We start from the raw sequence: 24,735 nt of genomic DNA, 5'->3' as shown, positions 1-24,735 counted from the left end.
CTCCGCGTATCCGCGGCGGGCTGGAGTTTCGTGACGCCCTTCCTGGTGGTGTTCGCGCTGTTCATCGTGACCCCGCTGGTCTATTCCATGTATCTGAGCCTGTTTCGCAACCAGCTCATGGGTGGGACCACGTTCGCCGGGTTCGACAACTACGTGACCGCATTCACCGACCCCAAGCTGTGGGACGGCGCCGGCCGCGTCGGGCTGTTCTTTCTGGTGCAGGTCCCGATCATGCTGGGGCTGTCGCTGATCGCCGCGCTCGCGATCGACAGCGGTCGGCTGCACGGCAAGAGCTTCTTCCGTGTGGCGCTGTTCCTGCCGTACGCCGTCCCCGGCGTCGTGGCGGTGCTCATGTGGGGCTTCATGTACGACGACCGCCTGGGCCTCACCGGGAGCCTCAACGACCTGGTGGGCTTCCCGCTCGTCGATCCGTACACGAAGCAGTGGATCCTCACGGCGATCGGCAATATCGTGACCTGGGAGTTCGTGGGCTACAACATGCTGATCCTGTACTCGGCGCTCAAGACGGTGCCGGTCGAGATCTACGAGGCTGCGTCCATCGACGGCGCCAACCAGTTCCGCATCGTCCGGTCCATCAAGCTGCCCGCCGTCCGAGGGGCCCTGCTGATCGCGACGATCTTCTCGATCCTGGGCAGCTTCCAGCTCTTCAACGAGCCGAACATCCTCAAGCAGATCCAGCCGGCCCTGATCTCGACGTACTACACGCCGAACATCTACGCCTACAACCTGAGCTTCACCGGCAACCAGGTGAGCTACGCCGCCACGGTCGCGATCGTGATGGGTCTCGTGACCGCCGTCATCGCGTACGTGGTGCAGCTTCGTGGGACCCGGAGGGATGTGTGATGGCCGGCTACTCCTACCTCCGGCCGCGCAAGTCGGTCACGCTCACCGTCCTGCTGGGCGCCCTGATCGTCTACTCGGTCCTGCCGCTGGCCTGGATGCTGTTCAGCATCACCAAGACGCAGCCCGAGCTGCTCAGCTCGTTCGGCCTCTGGTTCTCCGGTCCGTTCGCGCTGTTCGACAACCTCCAGCAGGTCGTCACCCACGACGACGGCATCTTCGTGCGCTGGTTCGCCAACACGCTGGTCTATGTGGTGGTGGGCGCCGGCGGTGCAACGCTGCTCGCGACCGCCGCCGGGTACGGGCTGGCCAAGTACCGGTTCCGCGGCCGCAACGCGGTGTTCGCGACGATCCTCGGGGCGATCGCGGTGCCCGGCACCGCGCTGGCCGTTCCCACCTTCCTGCTGTTCAGCCAGGTGGGCCTGACCAACACCATGTGGGCGATCATCCTGCCGTCGCTGGTGTCGCCGTTCGGGCTCTACCTCATGTGGGTGTTCGCGGCGGAGGCGGTGCCCAGCGAGATCTTGGAGGCGGCGCGGGTCGACGGCGCGGGCGAGTGGCGCACGTTCTTCACGATCTCGCTCCGCCTGCTGGCGCCGGGCATCGTGACCGTGGCGCTCTTCGCGATCGTCGCCACGTGGAACAACTACTTCCTCCCCCTGATCATGCTCAACGACCCGAACCTCTACCCCCTGACGCTGGGCCTGTACCAGTGGCTGGCGGACGCGTCCGGCATCGGGGCCCAGCCAGTGTTCAACTTGGTTATCACGGGTTCGTTCCTGACGGTCGTGCCGATCGTCATCGCATTCCTGCTGCTTCAGCGGTATTGGCAGTCCGGCCTGAGCGCCGGTGGCGTGAAGGCATAACGAAGTGCTGCAAGACCTGAACTACGACGACGTGGAAGAAGGAAAGATCATGACCATCACCCGTAACCGACGAGTCGCTGTCGGGGCCGTGGCCACGCTGCTGGCCGTCTCTCTCACCGCCTGCTCTGGCGGCGGGGACGACGACGGCGGTGGTGGCGGAGCCGAGGGCGCGAGCGCCGACGAGATCGAGGCCGCGCTCCAGGAGGGCGGCAGCATCACCTACTGGACGTGGACCCCGCAGGCCCAGACCCAGGTCGACGCGTTCGAGAAGGCGTACCCGAACGTCGACGTCACGCTCGTGGACACCACGGGCGCCGGCGACGCCAACACCAAGCTGCAGAACACGCTCGCCGCCGGCACCGGCGTGCCCGACGTCGTGCAGATCGAGTACCAGTCCGTTCCGCAGTTCCAGCTCCCGGGCCAGCTGGCCGACCTCACCGAGTACGGGTTCGACGAGCTGGAGAGCCTCTACACGCCGTCCACCTGGGGTGCGGTCTCGCAGAACGGTGGCATCTGGGGCCTGCCCCAGGACTCGGGCCCGATGGCGTTCTTCTACAACCAGGAGGCGTTCGACGCCGCGGGCGTCGAGGTGCCGACGACCTGGGACGAGTACGTCGAGGCCGCGCGCACGATCAAGAAGAACGACCCTGACACGTGCCTCGCCAACGACTCGGGCGACCCCGGCTTCACCACCAGCATGATCTGGCAGGCCGGTGGCACCCCGTTCCAGACCGACGGCGACGCGGTCACCATCGACCTGGCCGACGAGGGCGCGACGAAGTGGGCCGAGATGTACCAGCCCCTCATCGACGACGAGCTGCTCTGCCAGCTCCCGGGCTGGAGCGACGAGTGGTACCAGGCCCTCGGTGACGGCACCATCGCGTCCGTCGCGCTCGGCGCGTGGATGCCGGGCGTCCTCGAGGACGGCGTGCCCGACGGCAAGGGCAAGTGGCGCGTCGCCCCGATGCCGACGTACGACGGCACGCCGACGAACGCGGAGAACGGCGGCAGCACGGAGTCCATCCCGGAGGCGTCGGAGAACAAGCTGCTCGCGGCCGGGTTCCTGAAGTGGCTCAACTCGAGCGACGAGTCCATCAAGGCGTTCATGGACACCGGCGGCTTCCCGGCCACCGTCAAGGACCTGGAGTCGGCGGACTTCCTGGGCTACGAGTCCGAGTACTTCGGCGGGCAGAAGATCAACGAGGTGCTCGCAGCGGGCGCCAGCGACGTCAACGAGGGCTGGCAGTACCTGCCGTGGCAGTCGTACGCGAACAGCATCTACGCGGACACGGTGGGCCAGGCGTACCTCGACAAGTCGTCCCTGCTGGACGGCCTCGCCGCCTGGCAGGACGAGAACGTCTCCTACGGCACGGAACAGGGGTTCAACGTGAACGGCTGACGCCGCTCGCCAACCCTTACCGAGCGGGGATCCCGAGCCACGGGGTCCCCGCTCGCCCTGCATCACCTGCACTGCCCCGCATCACCTGCACTGCCCCGCATCACCTGCACCGCCCCGCATCACCTGCACCGCCCCGCATCACCCGTACCTGCACCAAGTCCTGCACTGAGTCCTGCACTGCGATGAAGGAGTGTGGTCCCGTGAGGCGTCTTCATGCTGCCCTCGCTGTCCTTGCCTGCGTCCTGGCGACAGCCGCCGGCGCGGTCTCCGCCCAGGCATCTCCCGAGACGGTGGTGAACGCAACCCAGTTCACCGACACGTCGGGCAACCCGCTGCACGCGCACGGCGGCGGGGTGGTCAAGGTGGGTTCGTACTACTACTGGTTCGGCGAGAACCGGAACGCGGACAACACGTTCCGGTACGTGTCGGCCTACCGGTCCACCGACCTGGTGCACTGGGAGTTCCGCAACCACGTGCTCACCGAGGCGAGCGACCCCGAGCTGGCGACGGCCAACATCGAGCGGCCCAAGGTGATGTACAACGCGTCCACCGGGCAGTTCGTCATGTGGATGCACAAGGAGAACAGCACCGACTACAGCGAGGCGCGCGCCGCGGTAGCCGTGAGCAGCACGGTGGACGGCGACTACGACTATCGCGGGAGCTTCCGGCCGCTCGGGCACATGTCCCGCGACATCGGCGTCTTCGTCGACACCGACGGCGCGGGCTACATGTACTCGGCCGCGAACGAGAACTACGACCTGCACATCTACCGGCTCACCGCCGACTACACGGGCATCCAGTCGCTCGTCGCCAACCCGTGGCCCGGCGGCCACCGCGAGGCGCCCGCGCTGTTCAAGCGGGGCAGCACGTACTTCATGCTGACCTCCGGCGCCACGGGCTGGAGCCCGAACCAGCAGAAGTACGCGACCACCAGCAACCTGGCGTCCGGCTGGTCGGCAATGCAGAACGCCGGCGACGCCACTGCGTACGGCTCGCAGACGACGTTCGTGCTGCCCGTGCAGGGCACCTCGGGCACGTCCTACCTGTACCTGGGCGACCGCTGGGGCAACTCCATCGGGACCAACGTGAACGGCTCGAGGTACGTGTGGGCGCCGATCACGTTCCCCACCTCGACGTCGATGTCGTTCAGCTACTACCCGGAGCTCGTGATCGACGCGGCGGCCGGCACGATCACCGGGCAGGGCGGGCCGTTCGAGACCCTCACCGCGCGGCACTCCGGCAAGTGCGCCGACGTGACCAGCCAGTCCTACGCCGCGGGGGCACAGCTCAAGCAGTACGACTGCAACGGCGGCGGGAACCAGCGGTTCTGGTTCCGGAATGCGGGCAGCGGCTACTACAACCTCATGGCCCGGCACAGCTCGCTCTGCGTGCAGGAGAACTCGACGACCGTGACCCAGGAGAGCTGCGGGACGGGCACGAACCAGCAGTGGTCCGTGGTCGTGGCGTCCGGCAGCTATGTGACCATCCGGTCGCGGGCGACCGGCGAGTGCTTGGACGTCAACGGCGGTTCGACGGCGAACGGTGCCGCCCTGATCACCTACGCCTGCAACGGTGGCACCAACCAGCAGTGGACCCGGGGCTGAGCGGCGGCACCCAGCCCTGACCGCATCCGGCATCCACTGGCTCCCGCCGAGGTAGAACTGTGGCTACTTCGCCACAGTTCTACCTCGGCGCAGGCATCGGTAGACGGCGGATGGCAGGCGCCGGCTCGTTGAGCACGCAAGTTGTCGTAACGTATCGTGTGAGCGCTAACATCGCCGTTGACGGCAAGTCGACGGCCGACGGTCGGACGACGGTTACACGAGCTACGCCTCGCGACGGTGCGGGCAGGACGGAGCGGTCCACGATGGTGGAGCGGCAGGACGAAGGAGTGGGGCGGCTCGCCGGTCTCCGGGAGGCGATCGAGCAGGGTCGGACCGCTCTCGGTATCGAGCTCGGCTCCACCCGGATCAAGGCGTGCCTCGTCGGCCCGGACAACGCGCCGCTGGCGAGCGGCAGCCACGACTGGGAGAACCAGCTCGTCGACGGCATCTGGACCTACTCGCTGGACGCCGTCTGGTCCGGCCTGCAGGACTCGGTGGCCGCTCTGCTGGCCGACGTCGAGGCGCAGTACGGCGTGCGGCCCGCCACCGTCGGCGCGATCGGCGTCTCGGCGATGATGCACGGCTACCTGGCGTTCGACGGGGCGGACGAGCTGCTCGTGCCGTTCCGCACCTGGCGCAACACCACCACCGAGCGGGCCTCCGCCGAGCTGACCGGCCTGTTCGGGCACAACATCCCGCTGCGCTGGTCGGTCGCCCACCTCCACCAGGCGATCCTCGACGACGAGCCGCACGTGGCACGGGTGCGGCACTTCACCACGCTGGCCGGGTACGTGCACTGGCGGCTGACCGGGCAGCAGGTGCTCGGCGTCGGCGACGCCTCCGGCATGTTCCCGATCGACGCGGCGACGAAGGACTACGACCGGCGGATGCTGGCCCAGTTCGACGAGCTCGTGGGCGACCGGGGCCCCGGCCAGGGCATCGCGGACCTGCTGCCGCGCGTCCTGCCGGCCGGCGCGGACGCGGGCGCGCTCACCGAGGAGGGCGCCGCCCTGCTGGACCCGACCGGCACGCTCCGGCCCGGCATCCCGCTGTGCCCGCCCGAGGGCGACGCCGGTACCGGCATGGTCGCGACCAACTCCGTCGCGCCGCGCACCGGCAACGTCAGCGCCGGGACCAGCATCTTCGCGATGGTCGTCCTGGAGCAGCCGCTGGAGCGGGTGCACGAGGAGCTGGACCTCGTCACCACCCCGGCCGGTGATCTCGTGGCGATGGTGCACTGCAACAACGGGGCCAGCGAGCTGGGCGCCTGGGCCGAGGTGTTCGGCCAGTTCGCGGCGGCCCTGGGGCAGCCGGCCGAGCCGGGCGCGGTCTTCGAGGCGTTCCTGCGGTCCGCCCTGGACGGCGACGCCGACGGCGGCGGCCTGCTCGCCTACAACTACCTGTCCGGCGAGCCCATCACCGGCCTGGAGGCCGGGCGCCCGCTGTTCACCCGCACCCCGGACAGCCGGCTCACGCTGGCCAACTTCGCGCGCACCCAGGTCTACAGCGCGTTCGGCACCCTGAGCCTCGGCATGCGCGTGCTGGCCGAGGAGCGGGTCGAGCTGGACGCGATGTTCGCGCACGGCGGTCTGTTCAAGACCGAGGGCGTGGCCCAGCGCCTGCTGGCCGCCGCGCTCGGCGCGCCGGTGGCCGTGGGCCGGACGGCGGGCGAGGGCGGTGCCTGGGGCATTGCGGTGCTCGCCGCCTACCGGGCTTCCGCGCACGGCGCGGCCGCCCCCGAGCAGGACCTGGGCGCCTACCTGGGCGCCGAGGTGTTCGCGGACGCCGCGCTCGACGTCGTCGAGCCCGACGCCGACGACGTGGCGGGCTTCTCCGCCTTTCTGGAGCGCTACAGCGCGGGCCTGGCGATCGAGCGCGCCGCCGTCGCCGCGCTCCGGACCAGAAACACGACGCAGGAGGCAGACGGATGACCGCGAAAGCCCTGACCGACTACTCGCGGGCGGTCCAGGACGAGGTGGCGCGCGTGCGCGCCGTCGTCTCGGACCTGCACGCCGAGCTGCCGCGCTGGGACCTGGTGGTCTGGACCGCGGGCAACGTTTCGCAGCGCGTGCCGAACACCGAGGTGCCGGGCGGCAGTGCCGACCTGTTCGTCATCAAGCCGTCGGGCGTCTCCTACGACGACCTCACCCCGGCCGGCATGGTGGTGTGCGACCTGGACGGCAACCTCGTGGACGGGACCCGCTCGCCGTCGTCGGACACCGCCGCGCACGCCTACGTGTACCGGCACATGCCCGAGGTGGGCGGCGTGGTGCACACGCACTCCACCTACGCGACGGCCTGGGCCGCGCGCGGCGAGGAGGTGCCGTGCGTGCTGACGATGATGGCCGACGAGTTCGGCGGCCCTGTCCCCGTGGGACCGTTCGCGATCATCGGCGACGACTCGATCGGCCGGGGCATCGTCGAGACCCTCAGCGGCCACCGCAGCCCCGCCGTGCTGATGCGCAACCACGGCCCGTTCACCATCGGCAAGGACGCGCGCGCCGCCGTGAAGGCGGCCGTGATGGTCGAGGAGGTCGCGCGCACGGTGCACGTCTCCCGCCAGCTCGGCGAGCCCGTGCCGATCGAGCAGCAGCATATCGACTCGCTCTACGACCGCTATCAGAACGTCTACGGCCAGCCCGCGACGACGTCGGGCACCGCCGCAGAGAACACGGAAGGAAAGGCATGAGCACCAAGCCCTACGCGGACCGCGAGGTCTGGTTCTTCACCGGGAGCCAGGACCTCTACGGCGAGGAGACCCTGGCCCAGGTCGCGGAGCAGTCCCAGGAGGTCGCCCGCGCGCTGGACGCGTCGTCGGACGTGCCCGTCAAGGTCGTGTGGAAGCCCGTCCTCAAGGACTCGGTGGCCATCCGCCGCGCCATGCTCGACGCGAACAGCGACGACAAGGTGCTGGGCGTCGTGACCTGGATGCACACGTTCAGCCCCGCGAAGATGTGGATCGCGGGCCTGGACGTGCTGCGCAAGCCGCTGCTGCACCTGCACACGCAGGCGAATGTCGAGCTCCCGTGGGACGACATCGACATGGACTTCATGAACCTCAACCAGGCCGCGCACGGCGACCGCGAGTACGCGTACATCGCCACGCGGCTCGGCGTCGCGCGGACGACGGTGGTGGGGCACGTCTCCAACCCGGCCGTCACCCGCCGGGTGGGGACCTGGGTGCGCGGCGCGGCCGGCTGGGCCGCGACGCACGAGCTCAAGCTGGTCCGGTTCGGTGACAACATGCGCAACGTCGCGGTCACCGAGGGCGACAAGACCGAGGCCGAGCTGCGGTTCGGCGTCTCGGTGAACACGCACGGCGTGAACGACCTGGTCGCGGCTGTGGACGCCGTCGAGGAGACCGCCATCGACAAGGTGGTCGCGGAGTACGAGGAGAAGTACGACGTCGCCCCGGAGCTCCGGGCGGACGGCGAGCGGCACGACTCCCTGCGCTACGCGGCGCGCCAGGAGCTCGCCCTGCTCGGGTTCCTCGAGGCGGCCGGCGCCAAGGCGTTCACCACCAACTTCGAGGACCTGGGCGCCCTGCGCCAGCTCCCCGGCCTGGCGGTACAGCGCCTCATGGAGAAGGGCTACGGCTTCGGCGCCGAGGGCGACTGGAAGACGGCGGTGCTCGTGCGGGCAGCCAAGGTGATGGGCGAGGGGCTGCCCGGTGGCGCCTCCCTGATGGAGGACTACACCTACGACCTCACCCCGGGCTCCGAGCTCATCCTCGGCGCGCACATGCTGGAGGTCTGCCCGTCGCTGACCACCGCCAAGCCGCGCATCGAGATCCACCCGCTCGGCATCGGCGGCAAGGAGGACCCGGTCCGCATGGTGTTCTCCGCGGACGCCGTCGAGGGCGCCGTCGTGGTGTCGCTCGCCGACATGCGGGACCGGTTCCGGCTGACGGCCAACGTGGTCGACGTCGTCACCCCGCCGCGCGACCTGCCCAAGCTGCCGGTCGCCCGCGCGATGTGGGCGCCGCGGCCGTCGTTCGAGGTCTCGGCCGAGTCCTGGCTGACGGCGGGCGGTGCCCACCACACCGTCATGTCGACCGCCGCGGGCATCGAGGCGTTCGAGGTGTTCGCGAACATCGCGCGCACGGAGCTGCTGGTCATCGACGAGGACACGACGCGTCGCGGCTTCGCCGACCAGGTCCGCTGGAACCAGGTCTACTACCGAGTGGCCCAGGGCCTCTGACCGACCCCGTCCGTCGAGTGCGGGCTGTCCGTTGCCTCAGGCCGTCCGAGGCAACAGACAGCCCGCACTACTGACGCCGGGAACATCAGGATCTATTAGATATATTCCTATTCCATAGGAAACGCGGCAGACTCGTTACTGGAATGTGACGCCACCCACTACCTGCCAGTCCGATGTGAGCGCTAACATTCAACTCGGGCAAATACGCCGCTAACCCCCGCACGCAGTCGTGCGGGATCTCAAGGAGGAGACATGGCACGCACTACCCTGACCCGTACCGTTCTGGCCGCAGTGTCGGCAGCCGCACTGTTCGCGCTCGGCGCGTGCAGCTCGGACGCAGGCACTGAGACCGGGGGCGGAGGCGAGACCGGTGGCGCCGACGACGGCGTCATCACCCTCGGTTTCTCGCAGGTGGGCGCCGAGTCCGGGTGGCGCGCCGCGAACACCAAGTCCATCCAGGACACGCTCACCGCGGAGAACGGCTTCGACCTCAAGTTCTCCGACGCGCAGCAGAAGCAGGAGAACCAGATCCAGGCCATCCGCTCCTACATCACGCAGGGTGTGGACGTCATCGCGTTCTCCCCGGTGGTCGAGACCGGCTGGGACGCCGTCCTCCAGGAGGCCAAGGCGGCAGGCATCCCCGTGATCCTCACGGACCGCGCCGTCGACTCGGACGACGAGTCCCTCTACGAGTCGTTCATCGGCTCGGACTTCGTCAAGGAGGGCGTCACGGCCGGCGAGTGGGCCGTGGAGCAGTACGACGGCGAGGGCTACAAGGCCGTCGAGCTGCAGGGCACCACGGGCGCGGCCCCGGCGATCGACCGCAAGGAGGGCTTCGAGTCCGCCATCGAGGGCTCCGACATCGAGATCATCGACAGCCAGACCGGCAACTTCACGCGCGCCGAGGGCAAGACGGTCATGGAGGGCTTCCTCAACAAGCACGACGACATCGACCTCGTCTTCGCGCACAACGACGACATGGGGCTCGGCGCCATCGAGGCCATCGAGGCCGCGGGCATGACGCCGGGCGAGGACATCAAGATCATCACGATCGACGCCGTCAAGGACGGCATGCAGGCCCTCGCCGACGGCAAGATCAACTACATCGTCGAGTGCAACCCGCTGCTCGGGCCGGACCTGGCGGACATCGCCAAGGCGGTCATCGCCGGCGAAGAGGTCGAGAAGCGCATCGTCGTCAAGGACGAGGCGTTCGACCAGGAAGCGGCCAAGGAAGCGCTGCCCACGCGCGAGTACTGATCCCTACCGCCGTGCCTCTCTTGGCCGTGGGCGTGATCGTTGCGACTACGTGCCCGTCATGGGCGCAACGATCACGCCCACGGCCAAGGACCGAGTAAGAAGGTCGAGGATGACCCACCAGACAGCACCACCCGTCGTCGAGATGACCGGGATCAGCGTCGAGTTCCCGCCGGTTAAGGCCCTCGACGGGGTCGACTTCAGCCTGCGCCCCGGCGAGATCCACGCCCTCATGGGCGAGAACGGCGCGGGCAAGTCCACCCTGATCAAGGCCCTCACCGGGATCCACACGCCGACGGCGGGAACGATCCGGGTCGACGGCGTCGAGCGCCGGTTCACCGGTCCCGCCGACGCCCGGGCGCACGGCGTCAGCACCGTGTACCAGGAGGTCAATCTCTGCGAGAACCTCACGGTCGCGGAGAACATCATGCTCGGCGCGGAGCCGCGGCTGCTGGGCGGCCTGAACTGGCGGGCGATGCGCCGGCAGGCGGCGGTCCACCTCGAGCGGATGGGCCTGCGCATCGACCCGGGGTCGTCCCTGGGGTCGCACTCGCTGGCCGTGCAGCAGCTCGTCGCGATCTGCCGCGCCACGGTGGGCGACTGCAAGGTGCTCATCCTCGACGAGCCCACCTCCAGCCTGGACACCGACGAGGTGGCGCACCTGTTCACCGTCATGCGCGCGCTGCGCGACGACGGCGTCGCGATCCTGTTCGTGAGCCACTTCCTGGACCAGGTGTACGAGGTGTCCGACCGCATGACCGTGCTGCGCAACGGCGCTCTCGTGGGTGAGTTCGTCACCGCGGACCTGCCGGCCGCAAAGCTGGTGCAGCACATGATCGGCCGCTCCATGGAGGTGCTGGAGGCCGCCGAGGAGGTGGCCGAGCAGGCCGAGCGGCCCGCGGGCGCCACCCCGTTGCTGCAGGTGGTGGGCCTGGGCCGCAAGGGCTCGGTGCAGCCGTTCGACCTCGACCTCTACGAGGGCGAGGTGGTGGGCCTGGCCGGCCTGCTCGGCTCGGGCCGCACGGAGCTGGCGCGCCTGCTCACCGGCGCCGACCGGGCCGACGTCGGACAGGCCCGCGTGGCCGGGAAGGCGACCCGCCTGCGGACCCCGCGCGCGGCCATGGGCCACGGCATCGCCTACACGTCCGAGGACCGCAAGGGCGAGGGCGTCGTGGACGGCCTCACCGTGCGGGAGAACATCGTGCTCGCGCTTCAGGCGGAGCGCGGCTGGATGCGGCCGCTGCCCCGTAAGCAGGTGGACGAGCTGGTCGCGAAGTACATCGAGCAGCTCGGCATCCGGCCCGCGAACCCGGAGGCGCTGCTGCGCAACCTGTCCGGCGGCAACCAGCAGAAGGTGGTGCTCGCGCGGTGGCTCGCCACCGCCCCGAAGCTCCTCGTGCTGGACGAGCCCACCCGCGGCATCGACGTCGGCGCCAAGGCGGAGATCCAGAAGCTCGTGGCCGAGCTGGCCGCCGACGGCATGTCCGTCGTCTTCATCTCCGCGGAGCTCGAGGAAGTGCTGCGCATATCGCACCGCATCGCCGTGATGCGGGACCGCCGCAAGGTGGCGGAGATCGACGGAGGAGGAGCCACGATGGACCAGGTGGTCGACCTCATCGCCGGGGGTGGGGCAGCGTGAGGGACGTGCTTCGCCACCACCTGTTCTGGCCGGTGGCCGCCCTGGTCGCCCTGCTGGTCGCCAATACCGTCGCCCGGCCCAGCTTCCTCGCGATCACCGTCCGGGACGGCCACCTGTTCGGCGCCCCGATCGACATCCTGCGGATCACCGGGCCCCTGCTGCTGGTCGCCCTCGGCATGACGCTGGTCATCGCGACGCGCGGCATCGACCTGTCGGTCGGCGCGGTGGTAGCGGTCTCGGGGGCAGTGGCGCTGTCGCACATCGCGTCGTCGCCGGATCCCGAGTCGCCCGTCACCGTGCTCACCGCCATCGGCCTGGCCCTGGCGCTGTGCGTGGTGCTGGGGGTGTGGAACGGGTTCCTGGTGTCCGTGCTGGGCATCCAGCCGATCATCGCCACGCTGATCCTCATGACGGCGGGCCGCGGTGTGGCCATGCTCATCACGGGCGGCATGATCACCACCGTCAACAGCGCGCCGTTCAAGGTGCTGGGCTCCGGGTTCTGGCTCGGCCTGCCCGTGGCGGCGGTCATCGCGTTCGGCGTGTTCGCCGTGGTCGCGTTCGTCGTGCGGCGTACCGCGCTCGGCATGCTGCTGGAGGCGACGGGCATCAACCCCGCCGCGAGCCGGCTCTCCGGCGTGCGGTCCAAGACCCTTACCTGGACCGTGTACACGGCGTCGGGCCTGTTCGCCGGGTTGGCCGGCCTGCTGATCAGCGCCGACACCATGGCCGCCGACGCCAACAACGCCGGCCTGTTCATCGAGCTCGACGCGATCCTCGCGGTGGTAATCGGCGGGACGGCGCTCTCGGGCGGCAAGTTCAACTTGTCCGGCACCCTGGTCGGCGCGCTGGTCATCGCCACCCTGGAGCGGACCGTCACCGTGCTCGGCATCTCGCCGCTGGTCACGCCGCTGTTCATGGCCCTCGTCGTCATCGCCGTGACCCTGCTGCAGTCGCCCAGGATGCGGGAGCGGCTCACGGCCGCGCGCCGCCGCCAGATCGCCGTACCGCCCGAGCCGCAGCCCGCTGCGAGCCCTGACTCGACGGAGGTGAAGGCCCGATGACGACGTCGGCCCCCGCCAGCGCGCCGCGCAAGCGCCGCGCGCTGCAGATCCCCACCCGGCTGGACCGGCGCTACCTGCCGGTGCTGGGTACGTTCGTGGTGCTCGCGCTCATGCTGATCGTGGGCGGCACCCGGTACGAGAACTTCCTGACGCCCGCCGTGATCTCCAACCTGTTCATCAACAACGCGCACCTCATCGTGCTCGCGGTGGGCATGACGTTCGTGATCCTCACCGGCGGCATCGACCTGTCGGTCGGGTCGGTCCTGGCGCTGTCCACGGTGGTCACCGCGGCCCTGCTCCAGGCCGGCTGGCCGGTGGCCGTGGTGATCCCGCTCGCCGTGCTCGCCGGGACGGTGATCGGCCTGGCGCACGGCGTGATGATCCACTACTTCCAGGTGCAGCCATTCGTGGCGACGCTGGCCGGCATGTTCTTCGCGCGCGGGCTGTGCTTCCTCATCGCGCCGGAGTCGATAGCCATCGACAACGCGTCGTTCGTCTCGCTCGCGAGCTGGGTGCAGATCTTCGGCGAGTGGCGCATGACCTCCAGCGTGCTCATCGCGCTGATAGTGGTGGGCCTCGGCTTCCTCGTGCTGCACTTCACGCGGTTCGGCCGCACGGTCTACGCGATCGGCGGCGGCGAGCAGTCCGCCCTGCTCATGGGCCTGCCCGTGGCCCGCACCAAGGTGCTCGCCTACGTGGTGAGCGGCACGTGCGCCGGGCTCGGCGGCCTTTTGTTCGCGATGTTCTCCCGGTCCGGCTACTCGCTGACCGGCGTCGCGATGGAGCTCGACGCCATCGCGGCGGTCGTCATCGGTGGCACGCTGCTGACGGGCGGCACCGGTTTTGTGCTCGGCTCCGTGCTGGGCGTGCTGGTGCTCGGCCTGATCCAGACCATCATCACGTTCGAGGGCACTCTCAGCTCGTGGTGGACCAAGATCGTGATCGGCGTGCTGCTGCTGATCTTCGTGGCCCTCCAGCGGATCCTGACCCTCAGGCGTACCTGACCCCAAGGTCCGCTTCGATCAAGCAGTTCGGCATGGTTCTGGCCCCACATCCATGCCGAACTGCTTGATCGAAGCGGACCTCCACCGAACACCTGGCACAACGACGTGACGAAGGGAATTACAACGATGAAGAGATCGATGACGACCTCGACCAGACGCACGACCGCCCTCGTGGCGGCAGCGCTCACGCTCGGCCTGGCGGTACCGGCGGCCGCGACGCCCAGCGCGGCCGACCGTACCCAGCCAGGGCCGCCCCTGGCGTCAGGCGCAGCCTCGGCGCAGCCCGCCTCGCCGTCGGCCACCGCGGACGGCGAGTACGCCGCCTACTTCTTCCCCTACTTCACCGGCGAGTCCACCGCCGACGGCGAGACCATCTCGTTCGCCGTCTCGAACGGGCCCGACCCGCTGGAGTGGACCACGCTGAACGGCGGCGAGCCCGTGCTCACCTCCGACCTCGGGACCAAGGGCCTGCGCGACCCGTTCCTGATCCGCGGCGGCGACGGCACCTACTACCTGCTCGCCACCGACCTGCAGATCTACGGCGGCGGCAACTTCGGCGACGCCCAGGAGACCGGCAGTCGGTCGATCATGGTCTGGGAGTCCACCGACCTGGTGAGCTGGGGCGCGCAGCGCGAGATCGAGCTGGCACCCGAGAACGCCGGCAACCTGTGGGCGCCCGAGGCCTACTGGGACGAGGCGGCGGGGGAGTTCGTCGTCTACTGGGCCTCCGCCCTGTACCCGGCCGACGTCCCGCCCGCCGAGCGTGACATCCGGGACTCCTACCAGCGCATGCTGTACGCGACGACCACCGACTTCGAGACGTTCTCGGAGCCGCAGCCCTGGATCGACGAGCCGCAGGGCGACGGCCTCGGCATGATCGACTCCACGGTCGCGCAGGAGGACGGCGTCTACTACCGCCTCACCAAGGACGAGTCGTACATGGGGATGCGGCAGGAGTCGTCCACCGACCTGCGCCGTACCCAGGGCGTGACCGAGGGCGACGGCTGGGACCTGATCAAGGAGCGCGTCGGGTTCGGGCAGCCCAACCCGTGGGGCGGCACGTTCACCGGCGGCGAGGGGCCCACGCTGTTCCCGTCGCTCACCGACGACCGCTGGTTCCTGCTCCAGGACCAGCCCAGCTACCACGGCGGCCAGGGCTACATGCTCTTCGAGACCGACGACCTGAGCAGCGGCGAGTGGACGGCCAACCTCGACGCGATCCTGCCGGCCAGCCCCCGGCACGGTACCGTGCTGCCGATCACCGCCGAGGAGCGGGACCGCCTGCTCGCCGCGTACCCGCCCGCGCAGACCCCGGTCCAGGAGCACACGCTGGACGTCGACGCCGATGCGGCGGGCACCGAGATGAGCGACGACCTCTACGGCGTCTTCTACGAGGACATCAACTACGCGGCCGACGGCGGCCTGTACGCCGAGCTGGTCCGCAACCGGTCCTTCGAGTTCGCGGCGACCGACAACCGGAACTTCACCGGCATGACGGGGTGGGACGTGGTGCAGCGCCGCGGGTCCACCGGCACCGCCCAGGTCGAGTCCGAACGGGGGGAGTGGCTCAACGACGCGAACCGGGCCTACCTGACCGTCGAGGCCGACGGCCCGGGTGTGGGCGTGCGCAACGCGAGCTACAACGAGGGCTTCGCGATCGAGCAGGGCGAGAAGTACGACTTCTCCGTGTTCGCGCGCGCCGAGCGCAAGCAGCGCCTCACGGTCAGCCTGGAGTCGCCCGACGGCGCGACGACGTACGCGTCCACCACCGTGGACGTCGACGGCACCGACCGGTGGAAGAAGCACACGGCCAGGCTCACCCCGCGCGGCACCGCCAACGACGCCCGGCTCGTGGTGACCGGCGGCGCGGCCGGCACGCTGCGCCTGGACATGGTCTCGCTCTTCCCGCACGACACGTGGGTCGGCCCGGTCAACGGGCGCTCGGTGCTGCGCGCGGACCTCGCGGAGAAGGTCGCCGAGCTGGAGCCGTCGTTCCTGCGCTTCCCCGGGGGCTGCGTCACCAACGTGGGCACCTTCGACACGTACCTGGAGTCGGACGGCGCCGACCGCCGTCGGACGTACCAGTGGAAGGAGACCATCGGGCCGGTCGAGAAGCGGCCCACGAACTGGAACTTCTGGGGCTACAACCAGACCTACGGCCTGGGCTACCTGGAGTACTTCGAGTTCGCCGAGGACCTCGGGGCCACGCCGCTGCCCGTGCTGTCGGTGGGCGCCAACGGCTGCGGCAGCAACATCCCCGAGATGACTGACGACGTCCGCATCGACCGCTGGGTGCAGGACACCGTTGACCTCATCGAGTTCGCCAACGGGTCCGTGCGCAGCAAGTGGGGCAAGGTGCGCGCCGCGCTGGGGCACCCGAAGCCGTTCAACCTGAAGTACATCGGGCTGGGCAACGAGGAGAACACCGACACCTTCCAGGCCAACTTCCCCCGGTTCCGCGACGCCGTCGAGGCGGCCCACCCGGAGGTCACGGTGATCTCCAACTCCGGCCCGGACGACACCGGCGCCCGGTTCGACGAGCTCTGGGACTTCAACCGCGAGCAGGGCGTCGCGATGGTCGACGAGCACTACTACAACGACCCGTCGTGGTTCCTGTCGAACACCGAGCGGTACGACTCCTACGACCGCGAGGGGCCGCACGTCTTTCTCGGTGAGTACGCCTCGCGGGGCAACGCGTGGTCGAACGCGCTGTCCGAGGCCGCGTACATGACCGGGATCGAGCGCAACTCCGACCTGGTGGAGCTCGCCTCCTACGCACCGATGTTCGCCAACGAGGACTACGTCCAGTGGTCCCCGGACATGATGTGGTTCGACAACGACGAGTCGTGGGGCTCGACGTCGTACTACACGCAGCAGATGTTCATGACGAACACGGGCGACCAGGTAGTCCCGTCCACGCACGACGGCCCCGAGGAGACGCCCGCGGACATCTCGGGCGGCGTCTTCCTGTCGACCTGGAACACGCAGGCCGCGTACGACGACGTGGTGGTCACCGACAACGAGTCCGGCGAGGTGCTCTTCTCCGACTCGTTCGGCGACGGGTCGCAGTGGGACCCCCAGTCCGGTTCGTGGGCCGTGGCCGACGGCGAGTACGTGCAGTCGGCCGGGAACGTCACCGATGCCCGCTCGATCATCACCGACGCCTACAGCAAGGACTGGGACAACTACACCCTGGAGCTCGACGCCCGGAAGCTGGGCGGCAGCGAGGCGTTCCTCGTCGGGTTCGCGGCCGGCGGCCGGGACGACTTCTACTGGTGGAACCTCGGCGGGTGGAACAACACCCGGCAGGCCCTGCAGCGGGCCGACGGCGGTTCGGCGGGCGAGGTCGCGGCGGTGGAGGGCCACTCCATGGAGACCGGCCGGGACTACCACGTGAAGGTGGTGGTCTCCGGGCGGAGCATCAAGCTGTACCTCGACGGCGAGCTGCAGATGACCTACACCGAGCCGACCACCGAGTCGCTGTACCAGGTGGTCACGCGGGACGAGCGGACGGGTGACCTGATGCTCAAGGTCGTCAACCCGTACGAGGCCGTGGCGCGCACGGCGGTCTCGGTCGACGGCTACTCGGTCGCTCGGTATGCCGACGTCATCGAGATGAGCGGGGCGCCGTCGGCCAGGAACACCAAGACCCAGCCCGAACGGGTAGTGCCAGTGGAGGGGGCGACGACGCTCGACGTGTCGTCCTCGGGTGATGGCTCTCAGTTCACGTACGACTTCCCGGCCCACTCGATCACGTTCCTCCGCCTCGAGGAGCGTTAGCCGATTCATGCCCACGGGACCACCGTCAACCCGTACGGTGGTCCCGTGAGCAAGTTGCCCGAGGACGTCCGGGAACACCCCGTACCTGACCCTGCTGAGCTCCGCAAGCTGGTGGTCGAGCTGCGCCGGCTCGTGCTGACCTACAAGTTCGGGATCGACGAGGTCATGACCAAGGTCTCGATCCTGCGGGACGAGTTCCGGCACATGCAGAACTACAACCCCGTGGAGCACGTGGGGTCGCGGCTCAAGTCGTTCGAGTCGATAGTCGCCAAGTGCCGGCGCAAGGGCATCCCACTGACGCCGGAGGGCGTCAGGGGGCAGATGTTCGACATCGCCGGGGTGCGGATCACCTGCAGCTTCGTCAACGACATCTACCTGGTGCGCGACATGATCCTGAAGCAGTCGGACATGACGCTGCTGGAGGAGCGGGACTACATCAAGCACCCGAAGGCGACCGGGTACAAGTCGCTGCACCTCATCGTGCAGATCCCGGTGTTCCTGTCCGACCGGGTCGAGCAGGTGATCGTCGAGATCCAGCTGCGCACCATCGCCATGGACTTCTGGGCGAGCCTCGAGCACAAGATCTACTACAAGTACGACGGCGACGTGCCCCGGCACCTCACCGACTCGCTGAAGCTCGCCTCGGACGTCGCCTGGTCCCTCGACACCTCGATGGAACGCATCCACGACGAGGTCAAGGCGATCTCGGGCGACGAGGAGCCCGTGGCGAGCCGACACAACCTGCACACGCCGGAGGAGATGCTGCGCGACTTCTGGCGCTCGGCGGAGGCGGACGGCGGCTTCGGCTTCGACACGGACAACTGACTGCGCCGAGACAGAACTGCAGCGAGATAGAACGCTGGCGAGATAGAACCCCAGCAAGGCTGGCGTTCTACTTCGCCAGCGTTCTACTGAACCCGCCCTACTTCGGCTGCGTGAGCGTCCCCGATAGCGCTGTCCACGACTCCGGGGCGAGGGTCACCCTCGTCGTCGTGCCGTCGCCTGCAGCAGCGACCCGGCCGGCGACGTCGAACGCGCCCCAGTGCTCCTGCGCCACCTTCTCGGCATGCTCGGGGCCGGCGACGGCGGGCTCGTGGTCGGCGCTCATGGACCAGCCCTCGGTGACGTCGAGCGCCGCGCCCAGGTGCGCCAGCTCGACCTCGACCGGCTCGGCGGAGCGGTTGGTCAGGAACAGTGCGACGGCGTCGTGCGAGAGGGTGGCCGCCGCCGTCACCGACGGCACCTCGCCGTGGGCCTTGGTCGTGATGGTCGGCGTGGACACGCGCAGGTCGAGCGCGTCGCCCTGGGCGAGTCGCGCCGTCGTCGCGAAGGGGTGGAACGTGGGCTGCCGCCACGCCTCGCCGCCCGGCTCGGTCATGATCGGGGCGATCACGTTGACGAGCTGGGCGAGGCACGCGACCGGCACCCGGTCGGCGTGGTTCAGCAGCGTGACCAGGAGGTCGCCCACCACGACGGCGTCGAGCCCGGAGTAGACGTCCTCGATGATGCGCGGCGCGTCCTTCTGGATCGGCAGGTTCTGCTCGCCGTGGAAGCGGGTCGTCAGGTACCAGACGTTCCACTCGTCGAACGAGATGGTGATGCGCTTGTCCGAGCGGCGCTGCGCGCCCACGGCGTCGGCCGATGCCACTACCCGCTCGATGAACCGGTCCATCGCGGTGCCGGACCCGAGGAACGACGCGCGGTCGCCGTCGATCTCCTCGTAGTAGGCGTGCATCGAGATGTGGTCCACGAGGTCGTACGTGTACTCCAGGACCGTGCGCTCCCACTCGCCGAACGTCGCCATCCCCATGCCTGACGAGCCGCACACCACCAGCTCGATCGACGGGTCCACGAGCTTCATGGCGGCGCCGGCGTTGCGCGCCAGCTTGCCGTACTCGTGCGCGTCCTTGTGCCCGATCTGCCACGGGCCGTCCATCTCGTTGCCCAGGCACCAGAGCTTGACCCCGTAGGGCTTCTCGCGGCCGTTGGCGATGCGCAGGTCGGCCCAGCGGGTGCCGGCCTCACCATTGCAGTACTCGAGCAGGGCCACTGCCTCCTCGACTCCGCGGGTGCCGAGGTTGACGGCCATCATCGGCTGGATGCCCTCGCGCTCGGCCCACTGGAGGAACTCGTCGGTCCCCACGAGGTTGGGCTCCACGGTGCGCCACGCCAGGTCGAGGAACGGCTTGCGCTGCTCCACGGGCCCGACGGCGTCCTCCCACCGGTAGTTCGACACGAAGTTGCCGCCCGGGTAGCGGACGGTCGTCACGCCGAGCTCGCGGGTCAGGTCGGCGACGTCGCGGCGGAAGCCGTGGCTGTCCGAGGCCGGGTGGCCGGGTTCGTGGATGCCCGTGTAGACCGCGCGGCCCAGGTGCTCCACGAAGGAGCCGAACAGGCGGCGGTCGACGGTGCCGACGGTGAAGTCTGGGTGCAGCAGCACGCGCGTGCGGGAGGTCGTCATTGTTCCTCGCTGGATCGATCGACGGTTCTACAACGTTGAACAGTAGCGGATCGGCGACGCGAGAGCGACGTCGGTCCTCTACCCTGTGGGAAAACTCGGCGGGGAAAGGCTGGCAGCGTGGCCGTGACCATGCACGACGTGGCGCAGCGCGCCGGCGTGTCCATCAAGACCGTGTCGAACGTGGTGAACGGCTACCCGTACATCCGCGCCGCCACCAAGGAACGCGTCGAGGCCGCGATCGAGGAGCTGGGCTACCGCGTCAACATGTCCGCGCGGAACCTGCGCACGCGGCGCACCGGGCTGATCACGCTCGCGGTCCCGGAGCTGTCGCTCCCGTACTTCGCGGAGCTGGCCGACGCCGTCATCTCGGCCGCCGACGCCGCCGGCTGGACCGTGCTCATCGAGCAGACCAGCGCCAGCCGCGAGCGGGAGACCGAGGTGCTCTCGGGCCGGCGCCGGCACCTTACGGACGGGCTGATCTTCTCCCCGCTGGCGCTCGGGCCGGACGACATCGACCTGTTCACGGTGGACTTCCCGATAGTGATCCTCGGCGAGCGCGTCTTCGACGCCCCGGCCGACCACGTGACGATGAACAACGTAGCGGCGGCCAAGGCGGCGACCCTCCACCTGGCGTCGCTCGGCCGCCGTCGGATCGCGCTGATCGGGGCGCACGAGGGGGAGCGGGTCGGGTCAGCGGCGCTACGGACCGAGGGCTACCGCGCGGGGCTCGCCGAGGCCGGGCTGCCGTTCGACCCGGAGCTGGTCGGCGAGGCGGGCCTGTGGCACCGCTCCACCGGCGCCGAGACGATGAGCCGCATGCTCGACGACGGGGTCGAGCTCGACGCGGTCTTCGCGCTCAACGACGCGCTGGCGCTCGGTGCGCTGCACGCCCTGCACGCGCACCAGATCGACGTCCCGGGGAAGGTGGCCCTCATCGGGTTCGACGACGTCGACGACGCGAAGTACTCCGTTCCCACGCTGTCGTCCGTCGACCCGGGCCGGGACCAGATCGCGCACACCGCGGTGGAGCTGCTGCTGGCGCGCATCGGCGCGACCGGCGACCCGGCGCCGTTCCGCAAGGTGGTGCCGGACTCGCGGATCGTGGGCCGGGAGTCGACGGGCGACGTCGCGCCGGGCGAGCAGGGCCGGGTGGTGGACGTCCAGCAGGGCGGGACGGAAGAGGTCGCGCCGATCATCGTCGGCTGAGCCTCTTGCCATGAAGGCGGGTAGCCGGTAGAACGGTGCCCGGCATTCCTACAACGTTGAAAAGAAACCCGGTGACGATGCCGGGCGCACCTCGGCCCTCCGGCCGTGGGCACCGAATCAAGGAGGACTCGGATGCGTACTTCAGCCCGACGCCGAGGCGTGGCTGCCGCGGCCGCAATGGCCGTATCCGCCGTCGGCCTCGCGGCCTGCTCCGGTGGTGGCGGTGGCGCCGCGGAGGCGACCTGCACCAACGAGATCAAGCAGCCCGACGCAGCCCAGGTGACCGTGTGGGCGTGGTACCCGGCGTTCGACAAGATCGTGGACAACTTCAACGAGACCCACACCGACCTGCAGGTCTGCTGGACCAACGCGGGTCAGGGCGCGGACGAGTACAACAAGTTCCAGACCGCCATCGAGGCGGGCACCGGCGCGCCCGACGTGATCATGCTCGAGGCCGAGGTGCTCCCCACCTTCACGATCCTCGAGTCGCTCGTGGACCTCTCCGAGTACGGCGCCGCCGAGCTGGAGGGCGACTACACCGCGGGCTCCTGGTCCGACGTCTCCAACGGTGACGCGGTCTACGCGATCCCGGTCGACGGCGGCCCCATGGGCCTGCTCTACCGCGCCGACATCTTCGAGGAGTACGGCGTCGACGTGCCGACCACCTGGGACGAGTTCGCGACGGCCGCCCAGGACCTGCGCGACGCCGGCTTCGAGGGGAGCATCACCGACTTCCCGACCAACGGCGCCGCCCTCAACTACGCGCTGTTCGCGCAGAACGGCTGGGAGCCGTTCCAGTACGACGCCGCGAAGCCGACCGAGGTGGGCATCAACGTCGACAGCCCGGAGGCCGAGGAGGTCCTCACCTACTGGAAGGGCCTGATCGACGACGACCTGGTGGCCACCGAGGACGCGTTCACCACCGACTACAACGCGGCGCTCGTGGACGGCACCTACGCCGTCTACCTCGCAGCCGCATGGGGCCCCGGCTACCTGCAGGGCCTCTCGGAGGCGGACGCCGACGCCGAGTGGCGCGCCGCTCCGCTGCCGCAGTGGGACCCGGAGAACCCGGTCCAGGTGAACTGGGGCGGCTCCACCTTCGCCGTGACCACGCAGTCCGAGCAGCCGGAGGCCGCCGCGACCGTCGCCAAGGAGCTGTTCAACACCGACGAGGCGTGGAAGCTCGGCGTCGAGGACGCGGCGCTGTGGCCGCAGTGGAAGCCGATGCTCGAGTCGGACTGGTTCACGGGCCTCGAGGCGCCGTTCTTCGGCGGGCAGAAGATCAACGAGGACGTGTTCCTCGACGCTGCGAAGGGGTACGAGGGCTTCTCGTTCAGCCCGTTCCAGGTCTACGCGTACGACCAGCAGACGCAGGCGCTGTTCGACATGGTCGAGAACGACACCGACGCAGGCACCGCGCTGAGCACCGTCCAGGACGGCCTGGTGCAGTACGCCACCGAGCAGGGCTTCACGGTCACGGAATGAGCGAGAGCAAGAGCGTCGTCGCGCCGAGCAAGAGCCGGCCCACCAGCAAGATCGCCAGCCGGCGGCAGCGCTGGGGATACGTGTACGTGGCGCCGTTCGCCGCGGTGTTCGCCGTGTTCCTGGTGCTTCCGCTCGGCTACGCGCTGTGGATGAGCCTGCACAACAAGGGCATCGCCACGGCCGGGCGCAGCGTGTTCGTGGGCGCCGACAACTACGTCAAGGCGTTCACGGACCCGGTGTTCCTGGAGGGGCTGTGGCGGGTGCTCCGGTTCGTGCTGGTCATGGTGCCGGTGCAGATCGTGGTCGCGCTCGTGGCGGCGCTCCTGCTCGACACGCTCGCGACGCGGCTCAGCAAGGCCACGCGCCTGCTGATCTTCGTGCCGTACGCGATCCCGGCCGTGATCGGCGCCCTGATGTGGGGCTTCCTGTACAGCCCCCGGTTCGGTCCGGCCGGGGACCTGTTCGGCTTGGTGGGCCTGACGGCGCCGAACTTCCTCAGCTCCGCCAACGTCTTCGGGTCGCTGGTCAACATCGTGACCTGGCAGTGGGTGGGCTACTACATGATCATCATCTACGCCGCGCTCCGCTCGATCGACCCCTCGATCTACGAGGCCGCCGTGCTCGACGGCGCCGACGGCCGGCAGATCGCGCTGCGGATCAAGGTGCCGATGATCTCGTCGTCGATGGTGATGATCGTGGTCTTCGCGCTCATCGGCACCCTGCAGTTCTTCACGGAGCCGCAGGTGCTGCGGTCCTCCGCGATGGGCGCCATCCCGACCGACTACACCCCGAACATGTACGCGTTCGCGACGGCGTTCAACTACAGCCAGTTCAACTACGCCTCGACGCTGGCGTTCGCGCTCGGCTTCCTCGTGTTCGTGGGCTCGTACGTGTTCCTGTTCCTGACGCGCAAGCAGAGCGGGCTGAAGTGATGGCGACCTCGACCCTTCTTTCCGGAACCCGCGCGGACCGGGACACCAGTGCCCCGGTGGGCCAGGGCCGCCGCATCGGTTCGCACGTGGTGCTCGTGCTCCTCGCGCTCTACTTCGTCGTGCCGCTGTGGTGGCTCGTGGTGGCGTCCACCAAGACGAACGCGGGCCTGTTCGCCGGGGCAGCGCTCTGGTTCGGCTCCGACTTCTCCCTGTTCGACAACATCGCGGGGCTGTTCAGCCACCAGGGCGGCATCTACTGGGTCTGGTTCCGCAACTCGTTCGTGTACGCGATAGCGGGCGGCGTGGGCGCGACGGTGCTGTCGGTGCTGGCCGGCTACGGCCTTGCCAAGTACCGGTTCCGGGGCCGGAGCGCGTTCTTCGCGCTCCTCCTCGGCTCGGTGATGGTGCCGATGACGGCGCTCGTGATCCCCACCTTCGTGCTGCTGAGCGGGATGGGTCTGCTCAACACGATGTGGGCGGTGATCCTGCCGTCGCTGCTCAGCCCGGTCGGCGTCTACCTGGTGCGGGTCTACGCGCAGGACGCCGTGCCGGAGGAGATCCTCGACGCCGGGCGGGTCGACGGCGCGGGTGAGATCCGGCTCTTCGTCCAGGTGGTGCTGCCGCTCCTGCGCCCGGCCATCGTCACTGTGCTGCTGCTCACAACGGTCGCCACCTGGAACAACTTCTTCCTGCCTCTTGCGGTCCTCCGGGACTCGGACCTGCTGCCGGTGACGGTCGGGCTCTCCAACTGGGAGGCCCTCTCGAACGCCGGCGCAGGGGGTGAGCAGGTCTGGAACCTCATCGTCACCGGGTCGTTCATCTCGGTGGTTCCGCTGGTCGCAGCATTCCTCTCCCTGCAGAAGTACTGGCAGGGCGGGCTGTCGCTCGGGAGCGTCCGGTGAGGCGAGCTCCCCGGACCACGTTCGCTGGATTCAAGAGTTGACTGTATCGATGCCGTAACCATCCAGGAAGATCTCCTTACT

The 24,735-nt window shown here is 69.1% G+C and carries 18 protein-coding genes; 17 read left to right on the top strand and 1 reads right to left on the bottom strand.

From position 1 onward, the window contains the following. Positions 1-30: 30 nt before the first annotated feature. From C8K30_RS08660 to C8K30_RS08595, 13 genes are all read left to right on the top strand, one after another. A complete protein-coding gene (locus C8K30_RS08660; protein WP_369939550.1) occupies positions 31-864 on the top strand; it encodes a carbohydrate ABC transporter permease in 834 nt (277 codons plus the stop codon). After that, positions 864-1,727, top strand: coding sequence for a carbohydrate ABC transporter permease (locus C8K30_RS08655; protein ID WP_108492451.1), 864 nt, complete (start codon positions 864-866; stop codon positions 1,725-1,727). The genes C8K30_RS08660 and C8K30_RS08655 overlap by 1 nt, the downstream gene beginning before the upstream one ends. A 49-nt stretch (positions 1,728-1,776) precedes the next feature. Then, positions 1,777-3,126, top strand: coding sequence for an ABC transporter substrate-binding protein (locus C8K30_RS08650; RefSeq protein ID WP_108492595.1), 1,350 nt, complete (start codon positions 1,777-1,779; stop codon positions 3,124-3,126). Between the two features lie 200 nt (positions 3,127-3,326). Further along, entirely contained in the window at positions 3,327-4,730 is a 1,404-nt protein-coding gene (locus C8K30_RS08645) for an RICIN domain-containing protein (RefSeq protein ID WP_199230400.1), read from the top strand. 263 nt (positions 4,731-4,993) lie between these two features. Further along, complete coding sequence (locus C8K30_RS08640) at positions 4,994-6,661, top strand: xylulokinase (protein WP_108492449.1); 1,668 nt, start codon at positions 4,994-4,996, stop codon at positions 6,659-6,661. Further along, the gene (locus C8K30_RS08635) at positions 6,658-7,419 is read left to right on the top strand and encodes an L-ribulose-5-phosphate 4-epimerase (RefSeq protein ID WP_108492448.1); all 762 of its coding nucleotides are present in this window, start codon (positions 6,658-6,660) and stop codon (positions 7,417-7,419) included. Before C8K30_RS08640 ends, C8K30_RS08635 begins: the two co-directional genes overlap by 4 nt. Beyond that, the gene (gene araA / locus C8K30_RS08630) at positions 7,416-8,930 is read left to right on the top strand and encodes an L-arabinose isomerase (RefSeq protein WP_108492447.1); all 1,515 of its coding nucleotides are present in this window, start codon (positions 7,416-7,418) and stop codon (positions 8,928-8,930) included. Before C8K30_RS08635 ends, araA begins: the two co-directional genes overlap by 4 nt. A gap of 252 nt (positions 8,931-9,182) precedes the next feature. Next, complete coding sequence (locus C8K30_RS08625; RefSeq protein WP_199230399.1) at positions 9,183-10,187, top strand: ABC transporter substrate-binding protein; 1,005 nt, start codon at positions 9,183-9,185, stop codon at positions 10,185-10,187. A gap of 109 nt (positions 10,188-10,296) precedes the next feature. After that, positions 10,297-11,823, top strand: coding sequence for a sugar ABC transporter ATP-binding protein (locus C8K30_RS08620; RefSeq protein ID WP_108492446.1), 1,527 nt, complete (start codon positions 10,297-10,299; stop codon positions 11,821-11,823). Then, positions 11,820-12,884, top strand: a complete 1,065-nt coding sequence (locus C8K30_RS08615) for an ABC transporter permease (RefSeq protein ID WP_233257057.1) — start codon at positions 11,820-11,822, stop codon at positions 12,882-12,884. Before C8K30_RS08620 ends, C8K30_RS08615 begins: the two co-directional genes overlap by 4 nt. Continuing rightward, positions 12,881-13,888: a galactofuranose ABC transporter, permease protein YjfF gene (gene yjfF, locus C8K30_RS08610; protein WP_108492445.1), complete on the top strand. Its 1,008-nt coding sequence runs from the start codon at positions 12,881-12,883 to the stop codon at positions 13,886-13,888. The genes C8K30_RS08615 and yjfF overlap by 4 nt, the downstream gene beginning before the upstream one ends. Positions 13,889-14,026: 138 nt before the next feature. Then, positions 14,027-17,668, top strand: a complete 3,642-nt coding sequence (locus C8K30_RS08600; RefSeq protein WP_199230398.1) for an alpha-L-arabinofuranosidase C-terminal domain-containing protein — start codon at positions 14,027-14,029, stop codon at positions 17,666-17,668. 45 nt (positions 17,669-17,713) lie between these two features. Next, the gene (locus C8K30_RS08595; protein ID WP_108492444.1) at positions 17,714-18,493 is read left to right on the top strand and encodes a GTP pyrophosphokinase family protein; all 780 of its coding nucleotides are present in this window, start codon (positions 17,714-17,716) and stop codon (positions 18,491-18,493) included. A 97-nt stretch (positions 18,494-18,590) separates the two neighbouring features. Here the strand turns inward: C8K30_RS08595 and C8K30_RS08590 are convergent, their stop codons facing one another. Next, complete coding sequence (locus tag C8K30_RS08590; protein ID WP_108492443.1) at positions 18,591-20,129, bottom strand: alpha-N-arabinofuranosidase; 1,539 nt, start codon at positions 20,127-20,129, stop codon at positions 18,591-18,593. 117 nt (positions 20,130-20,246) lie between these two features. Here C8K30_RS08590 and C8K30_RS08585 point away from each other — a divergent pair, with 117 nt between their 5' ends. The 4 genes from C8K30_RS08585 (at position 20,247) to C8K30_RS08570 (ending at position 24,654) form a co-directional block, all read left to right on the top strand. Beyond that, positions 20,247-21,335, top strand: coding sequence for a LacI family DNA-binding transcriptional regulator (locus C8K30_RS08585; protein WP_108492442.1), 1,089 nt, complete (start codon positions 20,247-20,249; stop codon positions 21,333-21,335). Between the two features lie 132 nt (positions 21,336-21,467). After that, entirely contained in the window at positions 21,468-22,820 is a 1,353-nt protein-coding gene (locus C8K30_RS08580) for an ABC transporter substrate-binding protein (RefSeq protein ID WP_108492441.1), read from the top strand. Further along, positions 22,817-23,752: a carbohydrate ABC transporter permease gene (locus tag C8K30_RS08575; protein ID WP_108492440.1), complete on the top strand. Its 936-nt coding sequence runs from the start codon at positions 22,817-22,819 to the stop codon at positions 23,750-23,752. The genes C8K30_RS08580 and C8K30_RS08575 overlap by 4 nt, the downstream gene beginning before the upstream one ends. Continuing rightward, positions 23,752-24,654, top strand: a complete 903-nt coding sequence (locus C8K30_RS08570) for a carbohydrate ABC transporter permease (protein ID WP_108492439.1) — start codon at positions 23,752-23,754, stop codon at positions 24,652-24,654. The genes C8K30_RS08575 and C8K30_RS08570 overlap by 1 nt, the downstream gene beginning before the upstream one ends. The last annotated feature ends 81 nt before the right edge of the window (positions 24,655-24,735 follow it).

This window comes from Promicromonospora sp. AC04, from assembly GCF_003058225.1.
In the GTDB taxonomy this organism is placed as follows: domain Bacteria; phylum Actinomycetota; class Actinomycetes; order Actinomycetales; family Cellulomonadaceae; genus Promicromonospora.
Note: the sequence above shows the minus strand (reverse complement) of the source record. Positions and strands in the feature narration are given on the sequence as shown.

What these genes read in the sequence shown, in the direction of transcription:
- C8K30_RS08620 (WP_108492446.1), top strand. Translation starts at nt 10,297, where the DNA reads ATGACCCACCAGACAGCACCACCCGTCGTCGAGATGACCGGGATCAGC.
- C8K30_RS08650 (WP_108492595.1), top strand. Translation starts at nt 1,777, where the DNA reads ATGACCATCACCCGTAACCGACGAGTCGCTGTCGGGGCCGTGGCCACG.
- C8K30_RS08600 (WP_199230398.1), top strand. Translation starts at nt 14,027, where the DNA reads ATGACGACCTCGACCAGACGCACGACCGCCCTCGTGGCGGCAGCGCTC.
- C8K30_RS08580 (WP_108492441.1), top strand. Translation starts at nt 21,468, where the DNA reads ATGCGTACTTCAGCCCGACGCCGAGGCGTGGCTGCCGCGGCCGCAATG.
- C8K30_RS08625 (WP_199230399.1), top strand. Translation starts at nt 9,183, where the DNA reads ATGGCACGCACTACCCTGACCCGTACCGTTCTGGCCGCAGTGTCGGCA.
- C8K30_RS08655 (WP_108492451.1), top strand. Translation starts at nt 864, where the DNA reads ATGGCCGGCTACTCCTACCTCCGGCCGCGCAAGTCGGTCACGCTCACC.
- yjfF (WP_108492445.1), top strand. Translation starts at nt 12,881, where the DNA reads ATGACGACGTCGGCCCCCGCCAGCGCGCCGCGCAAGCGCCGCGCGCTG.
- C8K30_RS08640 (WP_108492449.1), top strand. Translation starts at nt 4,994, where the DNA reads ATGGTGGAGCGGCAGGACGAAGGAGTGGGGCGGCTCGCCGGTCTCCGG.
- C8K30_RS08570 (WP_108492439.1), top strand. Translation starts at nt 23,752, where the DNA reads ATGGCGACCTCGACCCTTCTTTCCGGAACCCGCGCGGACCGGGACACC.
- C8K30_RS08590 (WP_108492443.1), bottom strand. Translation starts at nt 20,129, where the DNA reads ATGACGACCTCCCGCACGCGCGTGCTGCTGCACCCAGACTTCACCGTC.
- C8K30_RS08635 (WP_108492448.1), top strand. Translation starts at nt 6,658, where the DNA reads ATGACCGCGAAAGCCCTGACCGACTACTCGCGGGCGGTCCAGGACGAG.
- C8K30_RS08575 (WP_108492440.1), top strand. Translation starts at nt 22,817, where the DNA reads ATGAGCGAGAGCAAGAGCGTCGTCGCGCCGAGCAAGAGCCGGCCCACC.
- araA (WP_108492447.1), top strand. Translation starts at nt 7,416, where the DNA reads ATGAGCACCAAGCCCTACGCGGACCGCGAGGTCTGGTTCTTCACCGGG.